At 71.5% G+C, this 17,544-nt stretch carries 13 protein-coding genes; 10 read left to right on the top strand and 3 right to left on the bottom strand.

Translation table 11 applies throughout. The features are described from left to right. The first annotated feature begins 4 nt into the window (after positions 1-4). Positions 5-412 (top strand): hypothetical protein, encoded by a 408-nt coding sequence (locus AABA78_RS24255; protein WP_338266208.1) that lies wholly within the window; start codon positions 5-7, stop codon positions 410-412. Positions 413-427: 15 nt separating this feature from the next. Here the strand turns inward: AABA78_RS24255 and AABA78_RS24250 are convergent, their stop codons facing one another. Further along, positions 428-1,105 (bottom strand): AMIN-like domain-containing (lipo)protein, encoded by a 678-nt coding sequence (locus AABA78_RS24250; RefSeq protein WP_338266206.1) that lies wholly within the window; start codon positions 1,103-1,105, stop codon positions 428-430. A 174-nt stretch (positions 1,106-1,279) separates the two neighbouring features. Between AABA78_RS24250 and AABA78_RS24245 the strand changes: the two genes are divergently transcribed. The 9 genes from AABA78_RS24245 to AABA78_RS24205 all read left to right on the top strand — a co-directional run bounded on the left by AABA78_RS24245 (position 1,280) and on the right by AABA78_RS24205 (position 15,667). Further along, the gene (locus AABA78_RS24245; RefSeq protein ID WP_338266204.1) at positions 1,280-2,575 is read left to right on the top strand and encodes a pyridoxal phosphate-dependent aminotransferase; all 1,296 of its coding nucleotides are present in this window, start codon (positions 1,280-1,282) and stop codon (positions 2,573-2,575) included. A gap of 68 nt (positions 2,576-2,643) precedes the next feature. Further along, a complete protein-coding gene (locus tag AABA78_RS24240; protein ID WP_338266202.1) occupies positions 2,644-3,936 on the top strand; it encodes an NTP/NDP exchange transporter in 1,293 nt (430 codons plus the stop codon). Next, positions 3,933-5,099 (top strand): NAD-dependent epimerase/dehydratase family protein, encoded by a 1,167-nt coding sequence (locus AABA78_RS24235; RefSeq protein WP_338266200.1) that lies wholly within the window; start codon positions 3,933-3,935, stop codon positions 5,097-5,099. The genes AABA78_RS24240 and AABA78_RS24235 overlap by 4 nt, the downstream gene beginning before the upstream one ends. Before the next feature lie 74 nt (positions 5,100-5,173). Beyond that, the gene (locus AABA78_RS24230; protein WP_338266199.1) at positions 5,174-5,743 is read left to right on the top strand and encodes a hypothetical protein; all 570 of its coding nucleotides are present in this window, start codon (positions 5,174-5,176) and stop codon (positions 5,741-5,743) included. 37 nt (positions 5,744-5,780) lie between these two features. After that, on the top strand, positions 5,781-6,215 hold the full coding sequence (locus AABA78_RS24225; RefSeq protein ID WP_338266198.1) for a hypothetical protein: 435 nt from the start codon (positions 5,781-5,783) through the stop codon (positions 6,213-6,215). 88 nt (positions 6,216-6,303) lie between these two features. Further along, on the top strand, positions 6,304-7,683 hold the full coding sequence (locus AABA78_RS24220) for an NAD(P)/FAD-dependent oxidoreductase (protein WP_370469481.1): 1,380 nt from the start codon (positions 6,304-6,306) through the stop codon (positions 7,681-7,683). Between the two features lie 251 nt (positions 7,684-7,934). Then, positions 7,935-12,911: a DNA topoisomerase 3 gene (locus tag AABA78_RS24215; RefSeq protein WP_338266194.1), complete on the top strand. Its 4,977-nt coding sequence runs from the start codon at positions 7,935-7,937 to the stop codon at positions 12,909-12,911. Between the two features lie 243 nt (positions 12,912-13,154). After that, a complete protein-coding gene (locus AABA78_RS24210; protein WP_338266193.1) occupies positions 13,155-14,549 on the top strand; it encodes an MBL fold metallo-hydrolase in 1,395 nt (464 codons plus the stop codon). Between the two features lie 302 nt (positions 14,550-14,851). After that, positions 14,852-15,667 carry a matrixin family metalloprotease gene (locus AABA78_RS24205; RefSeq protein ID WP_338266191.1) on the top strand — a complete coding sequence of 272 codons (816 nt, stop codon included), beginning with the start codon at positions 14,852-14,854 and terminating at the stop codon, positions 15,665-15,667. A gap of 75 nt (positions 15,668-15,742) precedes the next feature. On the opposite strand, the gene AABA78_RS24200 is transcribed toward AABA78_RS24205, so the two are convergent. Then, positions 15,743-16,120 (bottom strand): DUF5335 family protein, encoded by a 378-nt coding sequence (locus AABA78_RS24200; protein ID WP_120526272.1) that lies wholly within the window; start codon positions 16,118-16,120, stop codon positions 15,743-15,745. A 129-nt stretch (positions 16,121-16,249) separates the two neighbouring features. After that, positions 16,250-17,398 (bottom strand): AAA family ATPase, encoded by a 1,149-nt coding sequence (locus AABA78_RS24195; protein WP_338266189.1) that lies wholly within the window; start codon positions 17,396-17,398, stop codon positions 16,250-16,252. Between the last annotated feature and the right edge of the window lie 146 nt (positions 17,399-17,544).

Raw genomic sequence — 17,544 nt, 5'->3', positions numbered from 1 at the left:
CCGCGTGGCGAATCATCGTGAGTGGGAGTTCGGAGCGCATCGCGCGTACTTTGAAGCGCCGGACCTGTTGGTGATGAAGTTCAACGGGCCCTCGAAGTTGGAGGACTCGAAGAAGGTGCTGGAAATCTGTCAGGAGGTGTCCGCGAAGGGGCCGGTGTTCGTCATCTCCGACGTGTCGAACTCCAGCATCGACAAGGAAGCGCGCGAGCTGCTGGTGGCGCAGGCGAAGGCCGAGTGGTTCCGCGGCCATGTCTACCTGGGCACGGGCCCGCTGCAGCGCGCGGGCGCCAAGGCGCTGATGCTCGCCCTGTACTTCACGGGCAAGTGGACGGTGGATGTGGACTTCGCGGACTCGGAGCGCGAAGCGCGCGACCTCATCGCGAAGAAGCGCCTGCAGCCGCCGAAGAAGTAGCCGTCACCTGCCGCCTCAGTGCTGGACGTCCAGCACGAGGCGCGTGGGGTTCGTCAGCTCCAGCACGCGGAACGGGGCGCGGCGCGCGGTGCCCAGCACCCACGTCACCTCGCCCTCGAAGTCGCACAGCCGCTCCAGCGCCAGCACGGACGGCAGCGCGGGCTTGAGGGTGCGCTGCGCAACCGTGGCCTGGCCCTGGTCGTCATGCGCGCGCGCCAGCGTGAAGCGCACCTCCAGCGCGGCCTGCCCCGGCGGCGTCACGTCCTCGCCGGAGCCGCACTGCTGCACCGGCGTCTTCACGTAGCCCAGGTGGTAGCCCGGCAGGCGCGGCCCGTCGAACTCGAACACCGTGCGGTCGTAGTCCGCGTGCGTCCCCGTGCGCACCGAGCGCAGCGTGATGGAGGGCGGCTCGCCGCGCGGCTTCTCCACCGCCGCCGTCGTCCACGCCGCGTCCGCCGCCACGTCGGCCGTCACCGTGGGCCTGCCCGCGTCCGTGGGGCCGCCCGCCTTCACGTCCAGCACCTGGTGCACCACGGGGGCGGTGGCCGCCGGGCCTTCGCGGGGCACGGCGTTGGTGGGCGGGGGCACGGCCGGCACGTCCATGGGGACGGTCGGGGGCTCCTGCTTCTGGCACCCCAGGCCCAGCAGTCCGCAAACCACTCCCAGCGCGTACAGCCCCTGTCGCAAGCGCATCCGGTTCCTCCCGTCAAACCCCGTCACCCGGGGACTTCCCGAGTCCTCGCACACCCCGCGCGCCAGGACCATGCCCGGGTGCCTGGAAGATGCGCCCTGCCAGGCCCGTTGCGTATAGGGTCCGGCCGGCCGCGTCCCCCCGGCCCCCCTTCGTGCACTGGAGAGTTCCGCACCATGGCCCTCGACCTGACCTCCCTCCCGCGTCCCTCTCGCGACGACACCACCGTGGGCTCCATGGTGCGCGGACTCGTGGGCAGCGAAATCCTCCGCATCGCCGCGGAGATCCGCGAGCTCGTGGCCAGGGGCACCAAGGTCTGCAACCTCACCGTGGGCGACTTCAGCCCGAAGGAGTTCCCCATCCCGGACGGCCTGCGCGACCAGATTGGCGTCGCGCTCCAGGCCGGTGAGACGAACTACCCGCCGTCCGACGGCGTGCTGGACCTGCGCCAGGCCGTGCAGCGCTTCTACGAGCGCTCCCTGGGGCTGAAGTACCCGCTGGAGGGCATCGTCATCGCGGGCGGCGCGCGGCCGGTCATCTACGCCACCTACCGCGCGGTGCTCGACCCGGGCGACGTCGTCGTCTACCCGGTGCCGTCGTGGAACAACAACCACTACGCCCACATGCTGGGCGCCCGGAGCGTGGTGGTGAAGACGGACGCGGCGGCGGGCTTCATGCCCACGCTGGCGCAGCTGGAGCCGCACCTGTCGTCCGCGCGCCTGCTGTGCCTGTGCAGCCCGCTCAACCCCACGGGCACCATGCTGGACCCGGAGGCCCTGCGCGCCATCTGCCAGCGCATCGTGGAGGAGAACCGCGCGCGCGAGGGCCGCGGCCAGAAGCCCCTCATCCTGATGTACGACCACATCTACTGGGTGCTGAACTTCGGCAAGAAGCACGTCACCCCCGTGGAGCTGGTGCCGGAGATGGCGCCGTACACCGTGTTCGTGGACGGCATCAGCAAGGCCTTCGCCTCCACCGGCGTGCGCGTGGGCTGGGGCGTGGGAGCGCCCACCATCATCTCCCGCATGCGCGACGTGCTGGGCCACGTGGGCGCCTGGGCCCCCAAGGCCGAACAGGTCGCCACCGCCCGCTACCTGGACGACACCCAGGCCACCGAGTCCTTCCTCCAGACCATGCGCCAGCGCGTGGATGCGCGCCTGGAGGCCCTCTACAAGGGCTTCCAGCGCATGAAGGACGCGGGCCTTCCGGTGGACGCCATCGCGCCGCAGGGCGCCATCTACCTCTCCGTGCGCTTCGACGTGGTGGGCAGGGGCGGCCTCGCCACCAATGACGCCATCCGCAAGCACCTCCTGGACAAGGCCCGCTTCGCGGTGGTGCCCTTCCAGGCGTTCGGCCTCGCGGACGACACCGGCTGGTTCCGCCTCTCCGTGGGCGCCACCTCGGTCGCCGAAATCGAGGAGGCCCTGCCCCGCGTCGAGGCCGCCGTGCGGGAAATCCTCGCGGCGAAATAGCCTGTTTCCTCCACAGACCGGCAGTCAGGGAATAGCCTGTCGCCGCGCACGTTGAGGGCGCCGCCATCATGCTCAAGCGCTTCGTGGACGTCCGTGACGAGGAGGTGGGGGCGGTCCTCGGGGCGTTCGTCTACTTCTTCACGCTGATGTGCGGCTACGCCATCCTGCGGCCCATCCGCAACGAGATGGGCACCGCGGGGGACGTGAAGCACCTGCCCTGGCTCTTCACCGTCACGTTCGTCGTGATGCTGCTGGCGGTGCCGGCCTTCTCCGCGCTGGTGGCGCGCTATCCCCGGCGGGTGGTGGTGCCGCGCGTCTACCGCTTCTTCCTGGTCAACCTGCTGGTCTTCTTTGCGCTGCTCAAGTGGGGCGTGGCGAAGGAGGGCGTGGCGCGGGCCTTCTACGTCTGGCTGAGCGTCTACAACCTGTTCGTCGTCTCCATCTTCTGGAGCTTCATGGCGGACGTGTTCGCCAGCGACCAGGGCAAGCGCCTCTTCGGCTTCATCGCCGCGGGCGGCACCACGGGGATGATTGTCGGCCCGTTCCTGGTGGGCCGGCTGGCGGAGCCGGTGGGGCCGGTGAACCTCATCCTCGTGTCCGCCGTGATGCTGGAGGTGAGCGCGCAGTGCGTGCGCCGCCTGGGCCACTGGGCCCGCGACGTGCAGCACCAGCCCGCCACGCGCGAGGGGCCGGTGGGCGGCGGGATGCTCGCGGGCCTGCGGCTGCTGGTGACGTCGCCGTTCCTGCTCGCGCTGGGGTTGCAAGTGCTGCTGTACGCGGCGACCTCCACGTTCCTGTACTACCAGGAGGTGCAGCTGGTCGCGTCCCTGGCGAAGGACGCGGCGGCGCGCACGGCGGCGTTCGCGGACATCGACTTCTGGGTGCAGGTGCTGACCCTGGGCATCCAGACGCTCGTCACCGGCCGGGTCATCTCCCGCCTGGGATTGGGCGTGGCCATGGCGGTGGCGCCGGTGCTGACGTTGGTAGGGTTTGGGGTGCTCGCGTTCGCGCCGGTGCTGACGGTACTCATCGGCGTGAAGTCGCTGCGGGGCGCCAGCCACTACGCGCTGGAGCGCCCGTCGCGTGAAATCCTGTTCACCACGGTGGACCGCGAGGCCCGCTACAAGTCCAAGAGCTTCATCGACACGGTGGTGTACCGCGGCAGCGACACGCTGAGCGCGTGGCTGCAGGGCGGACTCACGGCGCTGGGCCTGGGCATGACGGGCCTGTCGCTGGCGGCCGTGCCCGTGGCCGCGCTGTGGCTCGCGGTGGCCCTGTACCTGGCGCGCCAGCAGCGCACGCGCGCCGCTGAAGTCATTCCGCAGACGCAGACGACCCTACCCGGAGGAACCACGGCATGAAGCTGTCCCGAAGAGGCGTGATTCAAGCAGCGGCCGCGTTGGGCGCGGTCCAGGTGTTGGGCTGTGCCTCGTCCCCCAAGGCGGGCCCCGACGCGAGCAAGGGCGGGGACAACACCGCCCCGGGCAAGCCCCTGAACATCCTCATCCTGGGCGGCACCCGGTTCCTGGGCCCCGCGCTGGTGCAGGCGGCGCAGGCGCGCGGCCACACGCTCACGCTCTTCAACCGCGGCAAGTCCAACCCGGGCCTCTTCCCGGAGGTGGAGAAGCTCCAGGGCGACCGCGACCCCAACAAGGGCGAGGGCCTGAAGGCGCTGGCGGGCCGCAAGTGGGACGCGGTCATCGACACGTCCGGCTACGTGCCGCGCATCGTGAAGGCGTCCGCGGAGCTGCTCGCGCCCAACGTGGGGCAGTACGTCTTCATCTCCAGCGTGTCCGTCTACAAGGAGATGACGAAGAAGGACCTCAACGAGTCCGACGCCGTGGGCACCCTTCCCGACGAGACGGTGGAGGAGGTGGGCGAGACGAGCTACGGCCCGCTCAAGGCGCTCTGCGAGAAGGCCGCCGAGGCCGCGCTGCCCGGCCGCACGCTCAACATCCGCCCCGGCCTCATCGTGGGCCCGGATGACGGCTCCGACCGCTTCACCTACTGGCCGCTGCGCGTGGCGAAGGGCGGCGAGGTGCTGGCCCCCGGTGACGGCGAGGACCCGGTGCAGGTCATCGACGCGCGCGACCTGGCCGCGTTCATCATCCGCAACGTGGAGCGCCGCACCGCGGGCATCTTCAACGTCACCGGCCCGCTGAAGCCCATGAACATGAAGGGCATGCTGGAGGACATCCAGAAGGCGACGGGGAGCGACGCGCGCTTCACCTGGGTGGACACGGCGTTCCTGGATCAGCAGAAGGTGACGGCCTTCGCGGACATGCCCGCGTGGGTGCCGCGCACCGGCCCGGAGAGCGGCATCGGCGCGGTGAGCATCGCGCGCGCCACGCAGGCGGGGCTCGCCACCCGCCCGCTCGGGGACACCGTGCGCGACACGCTGACCTGGTTCCACGGCCTGCCGCCGGACCGCCAGGAGAAGCTGCGCTCGGGCCTGTCCGCGGACAGGGAGAAGGAAGTGCTCGCCGCCTGGCACCAGGCGAAGGGCACCGCCAAGGCGGGCTGAGCTTCAAGGTCGTGACCTTTCGCGCACGCCGGGCGGTCCGCTGGCGTGCGCGAGCACGGGATGGGAACGATGGGATGGCTCCACGACTGCGGCGCGGCCCCGGGCGGCCTCCACTGCGTGCGCGGCACGGTCCGCTCCGGGCGGCGTTGATGCTGGGCGCGCTCTGGAGCCTGCTGTCGGGCTGCAAGCCCGCGTCACCCTCGCTGGGCGTGGCGGCCACGCCGTTCAACCCGAACGCGGCGGGGTGCTACCAGCGCCTGGGGAAGGTGAACCCCGCGTTCCAGCAGGGCTACCGGGACCTGGCGGCGCTCCTGGCGCAGCCGGCGCCGCTCGTGTCGCTGTTGCCCGGCGTGGTGGCCGCGCACGAGCGCGTGCTCCAGGCGGGCCGCGCCGCGCCCCCAAGGTCCAAGCTGCCGGAAGAGGACGTCTACGTCTGCTGCCTGCGTGACACCCTGGAGGGCCGGGTGGCCCGCGAGGTGAAGGCCACGGTGGACGGCGACGCGGGCACCGGGGACCGGCGCGCCCGGCTGGAGGCGCTGCTGGAGGCGCTGCACGGCCTGCCCTGGTCCGGCCCCAGATGGACGGAGCAGGAGCGCCCCGCCATCGAGAAGCACGTGCGGGACGCGCTCGCGGCGCTGCCATGATGTGATGGGCGCGGCACTTCTTCCTCCTGGTGAATCCATGGCGAGCGGCGAGAACGTCGACCTGTCGGCCACCCGGCCGGCGGAGTACCTGCGCGAGGGGCTGCTGTCCCCGGAGGGCAAGCCGCGCGAGGGGCTCAACGGCATGCACTCGCTGGGCATGGCCCACCGGCTGAAGCTGGAGGGCACGAGGCCGGAGGCGGTGGCCGCGCTGCTGGCCAGCCTGGTGAAGGCCTCCGGGCGCTTCATCCCGAAGGACCCGCGCAACGTGGACCTGTCGGACGGCGCGCGGCAGGAGGTGGCCGCGGCGTGGAGCGCCACGGGGCCCACCGGCACGGGCGTCCTGGGGGAGCTGCGCGCGGCGGTGCTTCCGTGCGTGCGCGACACCGCGACCCTGGGCGCGATGCTGCTGCACGTGGAGCGCATCCACCGGCAGCTGCTGCTGGTGTCCGTGACGCCGCCGGCGGACCCCTGACGCCAGGCTGCCTGGCCGTGAGGCGGCCGGGCGTCCAGCGGCGGGGCGGCGAGCAGGCGAGGTACACCGGGCGCTGGCCGGGCGCGTCATGCGTCCGCACCTTCCCGCCATGGAACGCGACCGGGACAGCAGTCATCACGTGGTCATCGTGGGAGCGGGCTTCGGCGGGCTTCAGGCCGCGAAGACCCTGGGCAGGGCGGACAACGTGCGGGTGACGGTGGTGGACCGCTACAACCACCACCTCTTCCAGCCGCTGCTGTACCAGGTGGCGACGGCGGTGCTGAACCCGGCGGACATCTCCGCGCCCATCCGCAGCGTGCTGCACTCGCGCAACACGGAGGTGCTGCTGGCGGAGGCGAAGTCGGTGGATCCGCGCCGCAAGGTGCTCATCGTCGAGGGCGGGGAGATTCCCTACGACTCGCTGGTGCTGGCCACGGGCGCGACGCACTCGTACTTCAAGCACCCGGAGTGGGCGCAGGTGGCGCCCGGCCTGAAGACGCTGGAGGACGCGGTGCGCATCCGCGAGCGCGTGCTGACGGCCTTCGAGGCCGCGGAGCGCGAGTCCGACCCGGTGCGCCAGCGGCAGTGGATGACCTTCGTCATCATCGGCGCGGGGCCCACGGGCGTGGAGCTGGCGGGGGCGCTCTCGTACATGACGCGGCACGGGCTGCCGAAGGACTTCCGGCGCATCGACACGCGCGAGGCGCGGGTGGTGCTGCTGGAGGGGCTGCCGCGCGTGCTGAGCGCCTATCCGGAGGAGCTGTCGGAGGCCGCGAGGCGCGACCTGGAGAAGCTGCACGTCGAGGTGCGCACCGGCGCCCTGGTGACGGGCATCGACGGGGAGGGCGTCACGTTCGGGGACGAGCACATCGCGACGCGCACGGTGATGTGGGGCGCGGGCGTGGCGGCGTCGCCGCTGGTGCGCTCGCTGGACGTGCCCCTGGACCGCGCGGGGCGGGTGAAGGTGTCTCCGCGGCTCACGGCGCCGGGGCTGGACGACGTGTATGTGATTGGCGACGTGGCGGCGGCGGAGCACGACGGGAAGCCCGTGCCGGGCATCGCGCCGGCGGCGATGCAGATGGGGCGGCACGTGGGGAAGACCATCCGCGACCGGCTGGCGGGCCGGCCGCTGAAGGCGTTCCGCTACCACGACAAGGGCAGCTTCGCGGTGATTGGCCGCGGCTACGCGGTGGGCCTGCTCTACGACAAGTGGCGCATGAAGGGGCTGCCCGCGTGGATGGTCTGGGCGGGCGTGCACATCGCCTACCTCATCGGGTTCCGCAACCGTGCCTCCGTGATGCTCAACTGGGGCTACACGTTCTTCACCAAGGGTGGCCGGGACATGCGGCTCATCACCGGCAACGTGGTGAAGCGCATGCCCGCCCTGGCGCCATCCACGCAGGCGCCCGCCCTGCCTGCTCCCGCGCGTCCGGAGCCGCCGGCGTCGCGGCCCGCGCCGGTGCACTGAAGCCGTAGAACCTGCGAAGTGGTGGCGGTCGCCCCGGTGCCCTCTGGTGCCGGGGCGATTTCCGTTTTGATCGGGGCCCCCTGGCCGTTATCGATCCTGTCCGCCGGCTCCTCGGTGGGCATGCGGGCGTGACGGAGCGGGACAGGTGGGCCCTGGCCATGTCAGCCTGCCGCGATAGGGAAGGGTAGGGCTGCGCACTGCGGGGGGCCCGACCCCGCGGGTGGGCGGCCGGGGCGGGGAGGGGACAGGCCATGAGGTGGGATGAGATGGGCGAAGTGCCCGGATGGGACAGCACGGTGTCGCGGGACGGGAGCGTGGACGGTGGGACGGCTCGCGGTGGACGGGGGTCCGTCCTCGCGGTGGTGGCGGAGAAGCCCGCCGTGGCGCGCGACATCGCCCGGGTGCTGGGCGCCACCGAGCGCGGCGAGGGCTTCCTTCGCGGCAACGGCTACGTCGTGACGTGGGCCATCGGGCACCTGGTGGGCCTGGCCCAGCCGCATGAAATCCGGCCCGAATGGAAGAAGTGGCACCGCTCGCACCTGCCCATGCTGCCGGAGGACTGGCCGCTGGTGGTGTCGGACTCCACGAAGGACCAGTTCCAGGTCGTCCGCCGGGTGATGAACGCGCCAGAGGTGTCCGCCGTGGTGTGCGCCACGGACGCGGGGCGCGAGGGCGAGCTCATCTTCCGCTACATCTACGACGCCGCCGGGTGCCGCAAGCCGGTGCGGCGGCTGTGGGTGTCGTCGCTGACGGAGCGCGCCATCCGCGACGGCTTCCAGCAGCTCAAGGACGGCAAGGCCTACGCGCCGCTGGCGGACGCCGCCATGGGGCGCAGCCGCGCGGACTGGCTCGTGGGCATGAACCTGTCGCGCCTCTACACGCTGGCGAGCGGGACCTACGGCAGCATGCTGTCCGTGGGGCGCGTGCAGACGCCCACGCTGGCCATGGTGGTGGAGCGCGAGCTGGCCATCCGCGACTTCGTGCCCCGGGACTACCTGGAGGTCGTGGCCACCTTCGTGCCTCGCGGCAAGGGCGCGCCGCAGGGGGCGCGCTACCAGGGCACGTGGTTCCGCTCGGGGCCGGACGGCAAGCCGGTGATTCCGCCGGGCCATGAGTCCGTGCGCGAGGCGCGCCGCCTGGACGCGGACGGCGTGGAGGCGGGCCGCGTCATCGACCGCGTGCGCGGCGGCAGCGCGGCGGTGGAGTCGCTGGACGCGGAGACGAAGCGGATGCCGCCGCCGCTGCTCTACGACCTGACGGAGCTGCAGCGCCACGCGAACCGGCTGTTCGGCTTCAGCGCGAAGCACACCCTGGAGGTGGCGCAGGCGCTCTATGAGAAGCACAAGCTGCTGAGCTATCCGCGCACGGCGAGCCGGCACCTGTCCGCGACGGTGGCGGACACGCTGCCGGAGGTGGTGCGCGCCATCCAGGCCCCGTACCAGGAGGACCTGGCGCCGGGCACGGGCGAGCGCCCCCTGGGCAAGCGCTACGTGGACGACGCGAAGGTGACGGACCACCACGCCATCATCCCCACGCCCATGCCCGCCTCCGGCGTGCGGCTGTCCCCGGACGAGCAGCGCCTCTATGACCTGGTGTGCCGCCGGCTGCTCCAGGCGTGGCACGAGGACCACGTCTGGAAGGTGACCACGGTCATCACCGCGGTGACGTCGAAGGGGGACGCGGGGCCGGTGGTGGACCGCTTCCACAGCGCGGGCACGCAGGTGGAGAAGGTGGGCTGGAAGGTCCTGGACGTGGGGGGCGGGCAGAAGGCGCCGCGCCTCAAGTCCGAAGGCCGCAAGGGCGCGGACAAGGACAAGGAAGAAGAGCCGGACGACGAGCCGCAGGACCTGCCGCCGGGGCTCGCGCGCGGGCAGCCGCAGACGGTGGCGGACGTGGAGGCGGTGAAGAAGCGCACGCGTCCCCCCCCGCGCTTCACGGAGGCGACGCTGCTGACGGCGATGGAGTCCGCGGGGCGCACGCTGGATGAGAAGGAGCTGATGGACGCGATGCGCGACACGGGGCTGGGCACGCCCGCCACGCGCGCCGCGACCATCGAGCTCCTGCTGGAGCGCGAGTACCTGACCCGCGAGGGCAAGCGCCTGGTGGCCACGGAGAAGGGCATCCACCTCATCGGGGTGGTGCACCCGGACGTGAAGTCCCCCGTGATGACCGGCCAGTGGGAGGCGTGGCTCCAGCGCATCGAGCGCGGACAGGGGGCGCTGGACGCGTTCATGAGCGGCATCGAGGCCTATGTGCGGGAGGTCGTGGGGCAGGCGCCCACGTCGCTGCCGCCCACGCCGGCACAGGCTGGACCGGGGCCCCGGAGTGTGTCCGCGCCCGCGAGCGGACGCTTTGAGACCACCCGGCCGCATCCCGCGCAGGGCCCCGCCGAGGAGCTCTTCCGGACCCGTGAGGCCGCGACCGCCGTCGCGCGGAGCGCGGCCCTTGCCAACACCGCGCGCAATGAGGTCGGCGCCTCCGCGCGCATGTCGCACGGGGGCGCGGGCTCCGGGGCCGCGTTCAGCCAGGGCGCGGGAGGCGACGCACGCCATGCAACGGGCGCGTCTGGAGCAGGAGTCCCCATCGGCGACGCACGTCACGCGGGGCTTTCGACCCACGGTGCCCACGGCGGTGCGGCCCATTTCGGTGATGCACGTCACGCGGGGACCTCCCTCCAGGGTTCCTCGGGTGGCGCCGACGTCCAGGGTTCCTCGCGGTTCGCTCCGGGCGCTCCGGCTCACGGCCTCCACGGGGCCGCGGGCCGCTGGCCTGAGCCGGCCGCCGGGAACACCGCCCGGCCCGCGTCGCTGCGCGGCCAGGAGGCTCCCCCCAACATTCCCCCCGCGGAGGTCCGCTCCGCGTTCGTGCAGGCCTCCTCCGAAGGCTTCGGCCGGGCGAAGCGTCAGCCCCAGGCCGTGAACATGGGCACGGGCCGGCCGGAGCGCGTGCACCGCGCCCCCACGCCTCCGGACAAGCTGCGCGGCCTCCTCAAGGAGGCCTTCGGCTTCAACGACTTCCGCCCGTACCAGGAAGAGGTCTGCCGCGCGGCCACGTCCGGCGAGGACCTGCTGCTCGTCATGCCCACGGGCGCGGGCAAGTCCCTCTGCTACCAGCTCCCCGGCCTCGCTCGCGCGGGCACCACCGTCGTCGTCAGCCCGCTCATCGCGCTGATGGAGGACCAGGTGCTGCGGCTCCAGTCGCTGGGCTTCGCCGCGGACCGCATCCACTCCGGCCGGGACCGCTCCACCTCCCGGCAGGTCTGCGCCGAGTACCTCGAAGGCCGCCTGGACTTCCTCTTCATCGCCCCGGAGCGCCTGGGCGTCCCCGGCTTCGTGGAGCTGCTCGCCCGCCGCACCCCGTCGCTCATCGCCATCGACGAGGCGCACTGCATCTCGCAGTGGGGGCATGACTTCCGTCCGGACTACCGGCTCCTGGGCTCGCGCCTGCCGCTCTTGCGTCCCGCCCCCGTGGTGGCCCTCACCGCCACGGCCACGCCGGACGTACAGAAGGACATCGTCCAGCAGCTGGGCCTGCGCGGCTCCCGGGGCGGCGCCGCGCACACCTTCATCCACGGCTTCCGCCGCACCAACATCGCCATCGAGGTGCGCGAGCTGAACCCGGGCGCTCGCGGCGACGCCATCCTGTCGCTGCTGAAGAACCCGGAGCACCGGCCCGCCATCGTCTACGCGTCCACGCGCAAGCACGCGGAGCAGTACGCGGACCTGCTCGCGCACGACTTCCACACCGCGCCGTACCACGCGGGCCTCCAGCCCCAGGAGCGTGACCGCATCCAGGCCGCGTTCCTCAAGGGCCACCTGGAGGTCATCGTCGCGACGACGGCGTTCGGCATGGGCATCGACAAGCCGGACGTGCGCACCGTCATCCACGCGGCGCTGCCGGCCAGCCTGGAGGGCTACTACCAGGAGCTGGGGCGCGCGGGGCGCGACGGCAAGGACTCGCGCGCGGTGCTGCTCCACGCCTTCGTGGACCGGCGCACCCACGAGTTCTTCCACCGCCGTGACTACCCGGACCCCTCCGTCCTGGAACGCATCTACCAGGCCACCTCCAACGAGCTGGAGCCCAAGGCCTCCATCCAGGCCCGCGTGCGAGGCGACCCCGAAATCTTCGACAAGGCGCTCGAGCAGCTGTGGATCCACGGCGGCGTGGAGATGACGCCGGATGAAGACGTGCGGCGCGGCCGCGCGGCCTGGGCCGTGGCGTACATCGCGCAGCGCGAGCGCAAGCAGCTGCACCTGGAGCAGATGGGCCGGTACGCGGAGGCGCACGACTGCCGCATGCGGCACCTCGTCGCGCACTTCGGCGACGTGCAGGACTCCGGCGCGGCCTGCGGCCTGTGCGACGTCTGCGCCCCCGAGTCCTGCGAGGTGGTCCGCTTCGAGGAGCCCTCCGCCATGGAGGCGCACGCGCTGGGCCGCATCCTGGAGGCCCTGCACGCCCGCGACGGCCAGGCCACCGGACGGCTCCACCGCGAGCTCTTCGGAGAGCAACTCCACCGCCGTGACTTCGAGCGGCTCGTGGGCGGACTCGTGCGCTCGGGGCTGGTGCGCCTGGACTCGGACTCCTTCGACAAGGACGGCCAGGTCATCCTCTTCCAGCGGCTGTCCCTGACGGACACCGGCCGCCGCGCGCGCGTCATCGCCCCCGGACAGGTGGTGCTGCCCCAGGCGCGCGAGGTGCCCTCCAAGAAGCGCAAGGGCCGCACCGCGGCCGGTGGCACGAAGCGCACGTCCCGCAAGCGCGCGGCCAGCACGGAGGCCGCGCCCCGGGGACGCGGCAAGAGCCGCCGCGGTACCGACTCCTGGACGCCGCGCGAGCCCGCGGTCGACGCGGACTTCCACCAGGAAGCCTTCCCCACGGACGCCCCCCCTCCGGCCCGGAGCGGCTGGCGGGCACGCACCGCGTCCGAGTCGTCGCCGGGCCCAGGGCCCCGGGCGTCGTGGAACGCGTCCCGCAACGCGCCGCCGGAGCCGGGCTATTCGGCGCCACCGGCGTCCCCCGCCCTGGTGGAGTCCCTCAAGGCCTGGCGCCTCACCGAGGCCCGCAAGCGCAAGGTGCCTGCCTTCCGCATCCTCACCGACCGCGTGCTGGACGCCATCGCCAGCGCCCGGCCCTCCAGCGGCGCGGAGCTGATGTCCATCCACGGCGTGGGGCCCACCCTCACGGAGCGCTACGGTCCGCAGATCCTCTCGCTCGTGTCCCGCCGCTGACGGCCGCCCCGTGTCTCGCGGCGGACAGGGGACAGGCGGATCCCCAGTCCAGGCCGCGACACGGCCTCGCGGATCCGCCCGGAACCGCCTGACAAGGGAAAGCCTTTTCCTGGGCCGCAGGCGCGGAGGGCATGCGGCCGGGCGTGAAGCTTGTTTCCCAAGCTTGTAGGCAAAAGTCCGGGTGCCACCTTCTCACCCACACGCGCATTGGGAGCAGCGTGGGGGTTCAAGGGGGCGCGCACAATGGAACTGGGTTTCGAGACGATCGGCAACGCCACACTCATCTGTCACGACAACGGGCCGGTGCTGGTGACCGACCCCTGGACGGACGGAGACGCCTACTTCGGCAGCTGGACGCTGTCCCACGAGGTTCCCGAGGAGCAGCGCCAGGCCATCCTCGACTGCCCCTTCGTGTGGCTGTCGCACGGCCACCCGGACCACCTGAGCATGGCGTCGCTGGAGAAGCTTCGCTCGCGCACCCTCCTGGTCCCCAACCACTTCGGCGGCCGCATCCGCGATGATCTGCGCGAGGCCGGCTTCCGCGTCCAGGTGCTCGCGGACCGTCAGTGGACGCGCCTGTCCCCGCGCATCCGCGTGCTGTGCCTGCCGGACGTGAACCAGGACGCGGTGCTGCTGGTGGAGGTGGGCGGCCGGCTCATCGTCAACCTCAACGACGCCGGGGACCGCGGCCAGGGCCGCTTCGTGCGCCGGGTCATCAAGGAGTACAGCGAGACGTACCTCCTGGCCCTGTCCGGCTACGGCGACGCGGACATGATGAACTTCTTCACCGAGGACGGGAACCGCATCCTCCCGTACGCGGCGGCGAAGACGCCCGTGGGGCAGACCATCGCGCGCATGGCGGAGACGTACGGCGTCCGCTACTTCGTGCCCTTCAGCTCCATGCACAAGTACCAGCGCGCGGACAGCGTCTGGTGCTCCGAGTACACCACCACGCTGCCGGACTACGCGCGGGGCTTCGCCTCCAACACCTGCGAGATGCTCCCGGCCTTCCTGCGCCACGACTTCACCAACGACTCCTCCGTCTCCATCAACCCGAAGGAGCGCGCCATCAAGCCGGTGGACCCCAAGGACTACGGCGATGACTGGAGCGAGTGCCTGGACGCGGACGAGGCGAAGCAGCTGGACCAGTACTTCCGCGCCGTCGAGCACCTGGGCACCGTGCTGGACTTCGTGCGCTTCCGCGTGGGCGGCAAGGACCACGTCATCGATTTCAACACGCGCCGCTTCCACAAGGGCATCACCTTCGAGGCGCCCCGCGGCTCGCTGATGACCGCCGTGAAGTACCAGGTGTTCGACGACCTGCTCATCGGCAACTTCATGAAGACCACCGTGCACGGCGGCTTCGGCAAGGGCAGCCTCTACCCGGACTTCAGCCCCTACGTGGCCAAGTACGCGGACAACGGCAAGGCCCGCACGGCCGCGGAGCTGCGCAACTACTTCAACGAGTACCGCGGCCGCGACATGGTGGGCTACCTGCGCCACCAGCTGGATGCCCACTGCGTGCGCCCCCTCCAGACCCAGTCCGCGGAGCTGCTGCGCACCCTGCTGCCCCCGGGCTCCAACACCTTCCGCATGGCCAAGGAGACCTACTGGAAGATGCGCCGCGCCATCCTCTAGGGGCTCCAGAAGCTGACTGGAATCAGGACATCTCGCTGTCCCTTTCTCGGACAGCGGGAATCCCCAGGTAAAACATTTGTGTTTCCAGGGATTTACCGTTGTGAACGTCACGTGAAGTGACGGTTGACGAGGGAAGGGCTGGAGCGGGAGCGCTCCAGATATCCCCGCGTTTCCTGTTTTTCTCCTCGGGAGCCCCGTTGGCCCGGCAGTTGCTGAATGGCCCGGCGCGCGGCTGGCCGCGGCTGGCGGGAAGGCCAGGCGGTGGCCGCGCATCCCCCGAAGGACACAGGAAGAGTTCCCCGATGCTCAAGTTCCGCTCTGTTGCGATGCTGGCCGGTGTCTCGCTGCTCGGTGCCGCGTGTGGTGGTCCCGAGACGGCGCAGGAGTCCGAGGCGAAGCCCACGTGGGAGGAGTTCCAGGCGAACGCCTACCGCGAGCCGTGGGCGGGCGGGAAGATCATCGTCAACGGTGACGAGGCGCTGGAGTCCGAGGACGAGCTCAAGGCCTACTTCCAGAACGTCGTCGAGGCGCAGCTGGGCAAGTCGCAGGACGGGCTGGCCGTCTATTACATCGGCGGCGACATCAAGTGGAGCAGCACCCAGAAGCTGAACCTCACCTACTGCATCAGCGACAGCTTCGGCTCCAACAAGACGAAGATGGTGAACGCGATGGCGAGCGCGACGGCGGCCTGGGAGGCCACCGCGAGCGTCAACTTCACCTACCTGTCCCAGTACGACGCGTCCTGCACCGCGTCCCAGACGGGCGTGCTGTTCGACATCCGTCCGGTGAGCGGCCAGTCCTACGTGGCGCGCGCGTTCTTCCCGAACTCCAGCCGCTCCGGCCGCAACGTCCTCGTGGACAGCAGCGCCTTCGGCAACCTGGGCGCCTGGACGCTCACGGGCGTGCTGCGCCACGAGCTGGGCCACACGCTGGGCTTCCGCCACGAGCACACCCGCTCCACCGCGAGCGGCTGCTACGAGGACAACCAGTGGCGCGCGCTGACCTCCACCTACGACCGCGCGTCCGTGATGCACTACCCGCAGTGCAACGGCACCCAGACGGGCGACCTCGTGCTGACCACCCTGGACAAGCAGGGTGCCCGCGCGCTGTACCCGTGAGCTGAGCGTCACCCTTGAGGGGGCAGGGGCTGGTGGGAGCGTCCGTGGGACGCCCCCGCTGGCCCCGTGCCGTTTCTAGAAGCGGGCGGACACTTCCTCGGCCTCGGTGGGGCGCTCGAAGAAGATGAGCGTCTTGCCGCCGCGCTCGCCAATCTCCAGGCACTCCAGCGCGCCGCTCTGGCTGTCCACCTCCGCGACGAGCAGGTCCGGTTCGAGGATGCGGTGGGTGATGCGTCCGTCCTCGCGGCCCACGATGATCTGCACCGCGCCGGAGTCGCTGCCCTTCGTCTCCAGGGAGATGTCCACCAGGGGCAGGCGGTCGGCCAGGGGCTGGTCGCCGCTCTCCGCGTCGATGGACTCCACGCGCACCCACTGGGTGGCGTCCTGCTTGCTGATGCCGGCGAGGTAGCTCGCCCACTGCTCCCGGGGGATTTCCTGGTTGATGTGTGCCATGGGCCGCCTCCGCGCGCCTGTCGTGTGCCTCAACCGTAAGGCGTCTGACTCGCGGGTGAAGAACGGGCCCGGCTGAACGACGCCCCGGGGACCCCGCGGACCGGGCCCCGGCACGTCGGCCGCCCTGCGTCAGCCGCGCTCGGCGTGCACGGCGTCGTCCTTCAGCACCAGGCGCACCGTGGCGGCCTTCCCGTGGCCGAAGTGCTCGTAGGCGGCCTGCTCCAGCACGGGGGCCAGGGCGGTGCGCAGGCCGCGGGCGCCCGTCTCGCGCTTGATGGCGCGGGCGACAATCCACTCGCGCACGCCAGCGTCCACGGTGAGCTGCAGCCCCTCGTGGGCGAACTCGCGCTCCCAGGTGCGCAGCACGTTGTCCTGGAGGATGTCCCCCAGCGTGGCCGCGTCCAGCGGCGCGAAGGACACCAGCCGGTTGAAGCGGCCGATGAGCTCCGGGATGAAGCCGTAGCGGGAGAACGCGGTGGTGTTCTCCAGGTGCTCCTCGGTGATGCGCGTGGCGATGGACTCCAGGTCCTTCAGGCCGCCCTTGCCCGGCTCGCGGCCGAAGCCCACGCGCTCCACGTGGGCCATGGTCTCCGCGGTGCCCCGGAAGCCGCTGAAGGCGCCGCAGGCGATGAAGGTGATGCAGCCCATGTCCAGGGATTCGGAGCGGATGCGGCTGGTGAAGCCGAAGTCCGGCGGGAAGGTGGCCTGGGCCGCGGAGAGCAGGTGCAGCAGGCTGCGCTGCACGCCGAAGCCGCTCACGTCCTTGGTGGTCTGCTGGCCGGAGAAGCGGCTGTCGGAGCGGCTGGTGGCGAGCTTGTCGAACTCGTCCATGCAGATGACGCCGCAAGAGGCCCACTCCGCGTCGCGCTCCGCGGCCTCGTAGAGGCGGGACAGGAGCGTGCTGACGTCGTCGCCCACGTAGCCCGTCTCGGAGAACTGGGTGGCGTCCGCGAGCACGGTGGGCACGCCCAGGATTTCGCGGAACATCAGCTCCACGAGGAACGTCTTGCCGGAGCCGGTGGGGCCCAGGAACAGGGCGTTCTCGCGGGTGCCGGGCTCCGGCTCCAGCCCCTCCAGGTACAGCCGGCGGATGCGGCGCAGGTGCCGGTACGCGAGCACGGACGCGGCGCGGCGGGCCTCGGGCTGGCCCCGGTAGCCCAGGTCGCCCAGGCGCGCGTCGATCTCCTTCGGCGACAGCACCTCCAGCGCGGCCACGCGCTCCTGGATGGGCGGGCCTTCGGGGAAGGCGGAGGGTTCGACGCCGGAACGGGGAGACATCGCGGTGGGCTCCAGGAGGGGGCGGGCTTTGGCGGGGCGCCCCATCATCCGGGACGTGCGCGAGCGCGACAAGCCATCCCCTCGCGGCCCCAGGGCGTGCGGCCCTCCGTCCGCCGGTCCGCACTCGTGGGCCCCCGGAGGTCGGC

The sequence above is a fragment of the Corallococcus caeni genome, from assembly GCF_036245865.1.
Classification (GTDB): Bacteria; Myxococcota; Myxococcia; order Myxococcales; family Myxococcaceae; genus Corallococcus; species Corallococcus caeni.
This window is presented reverse-complemented; position numbering and strand designations above follow the sequence as displayed.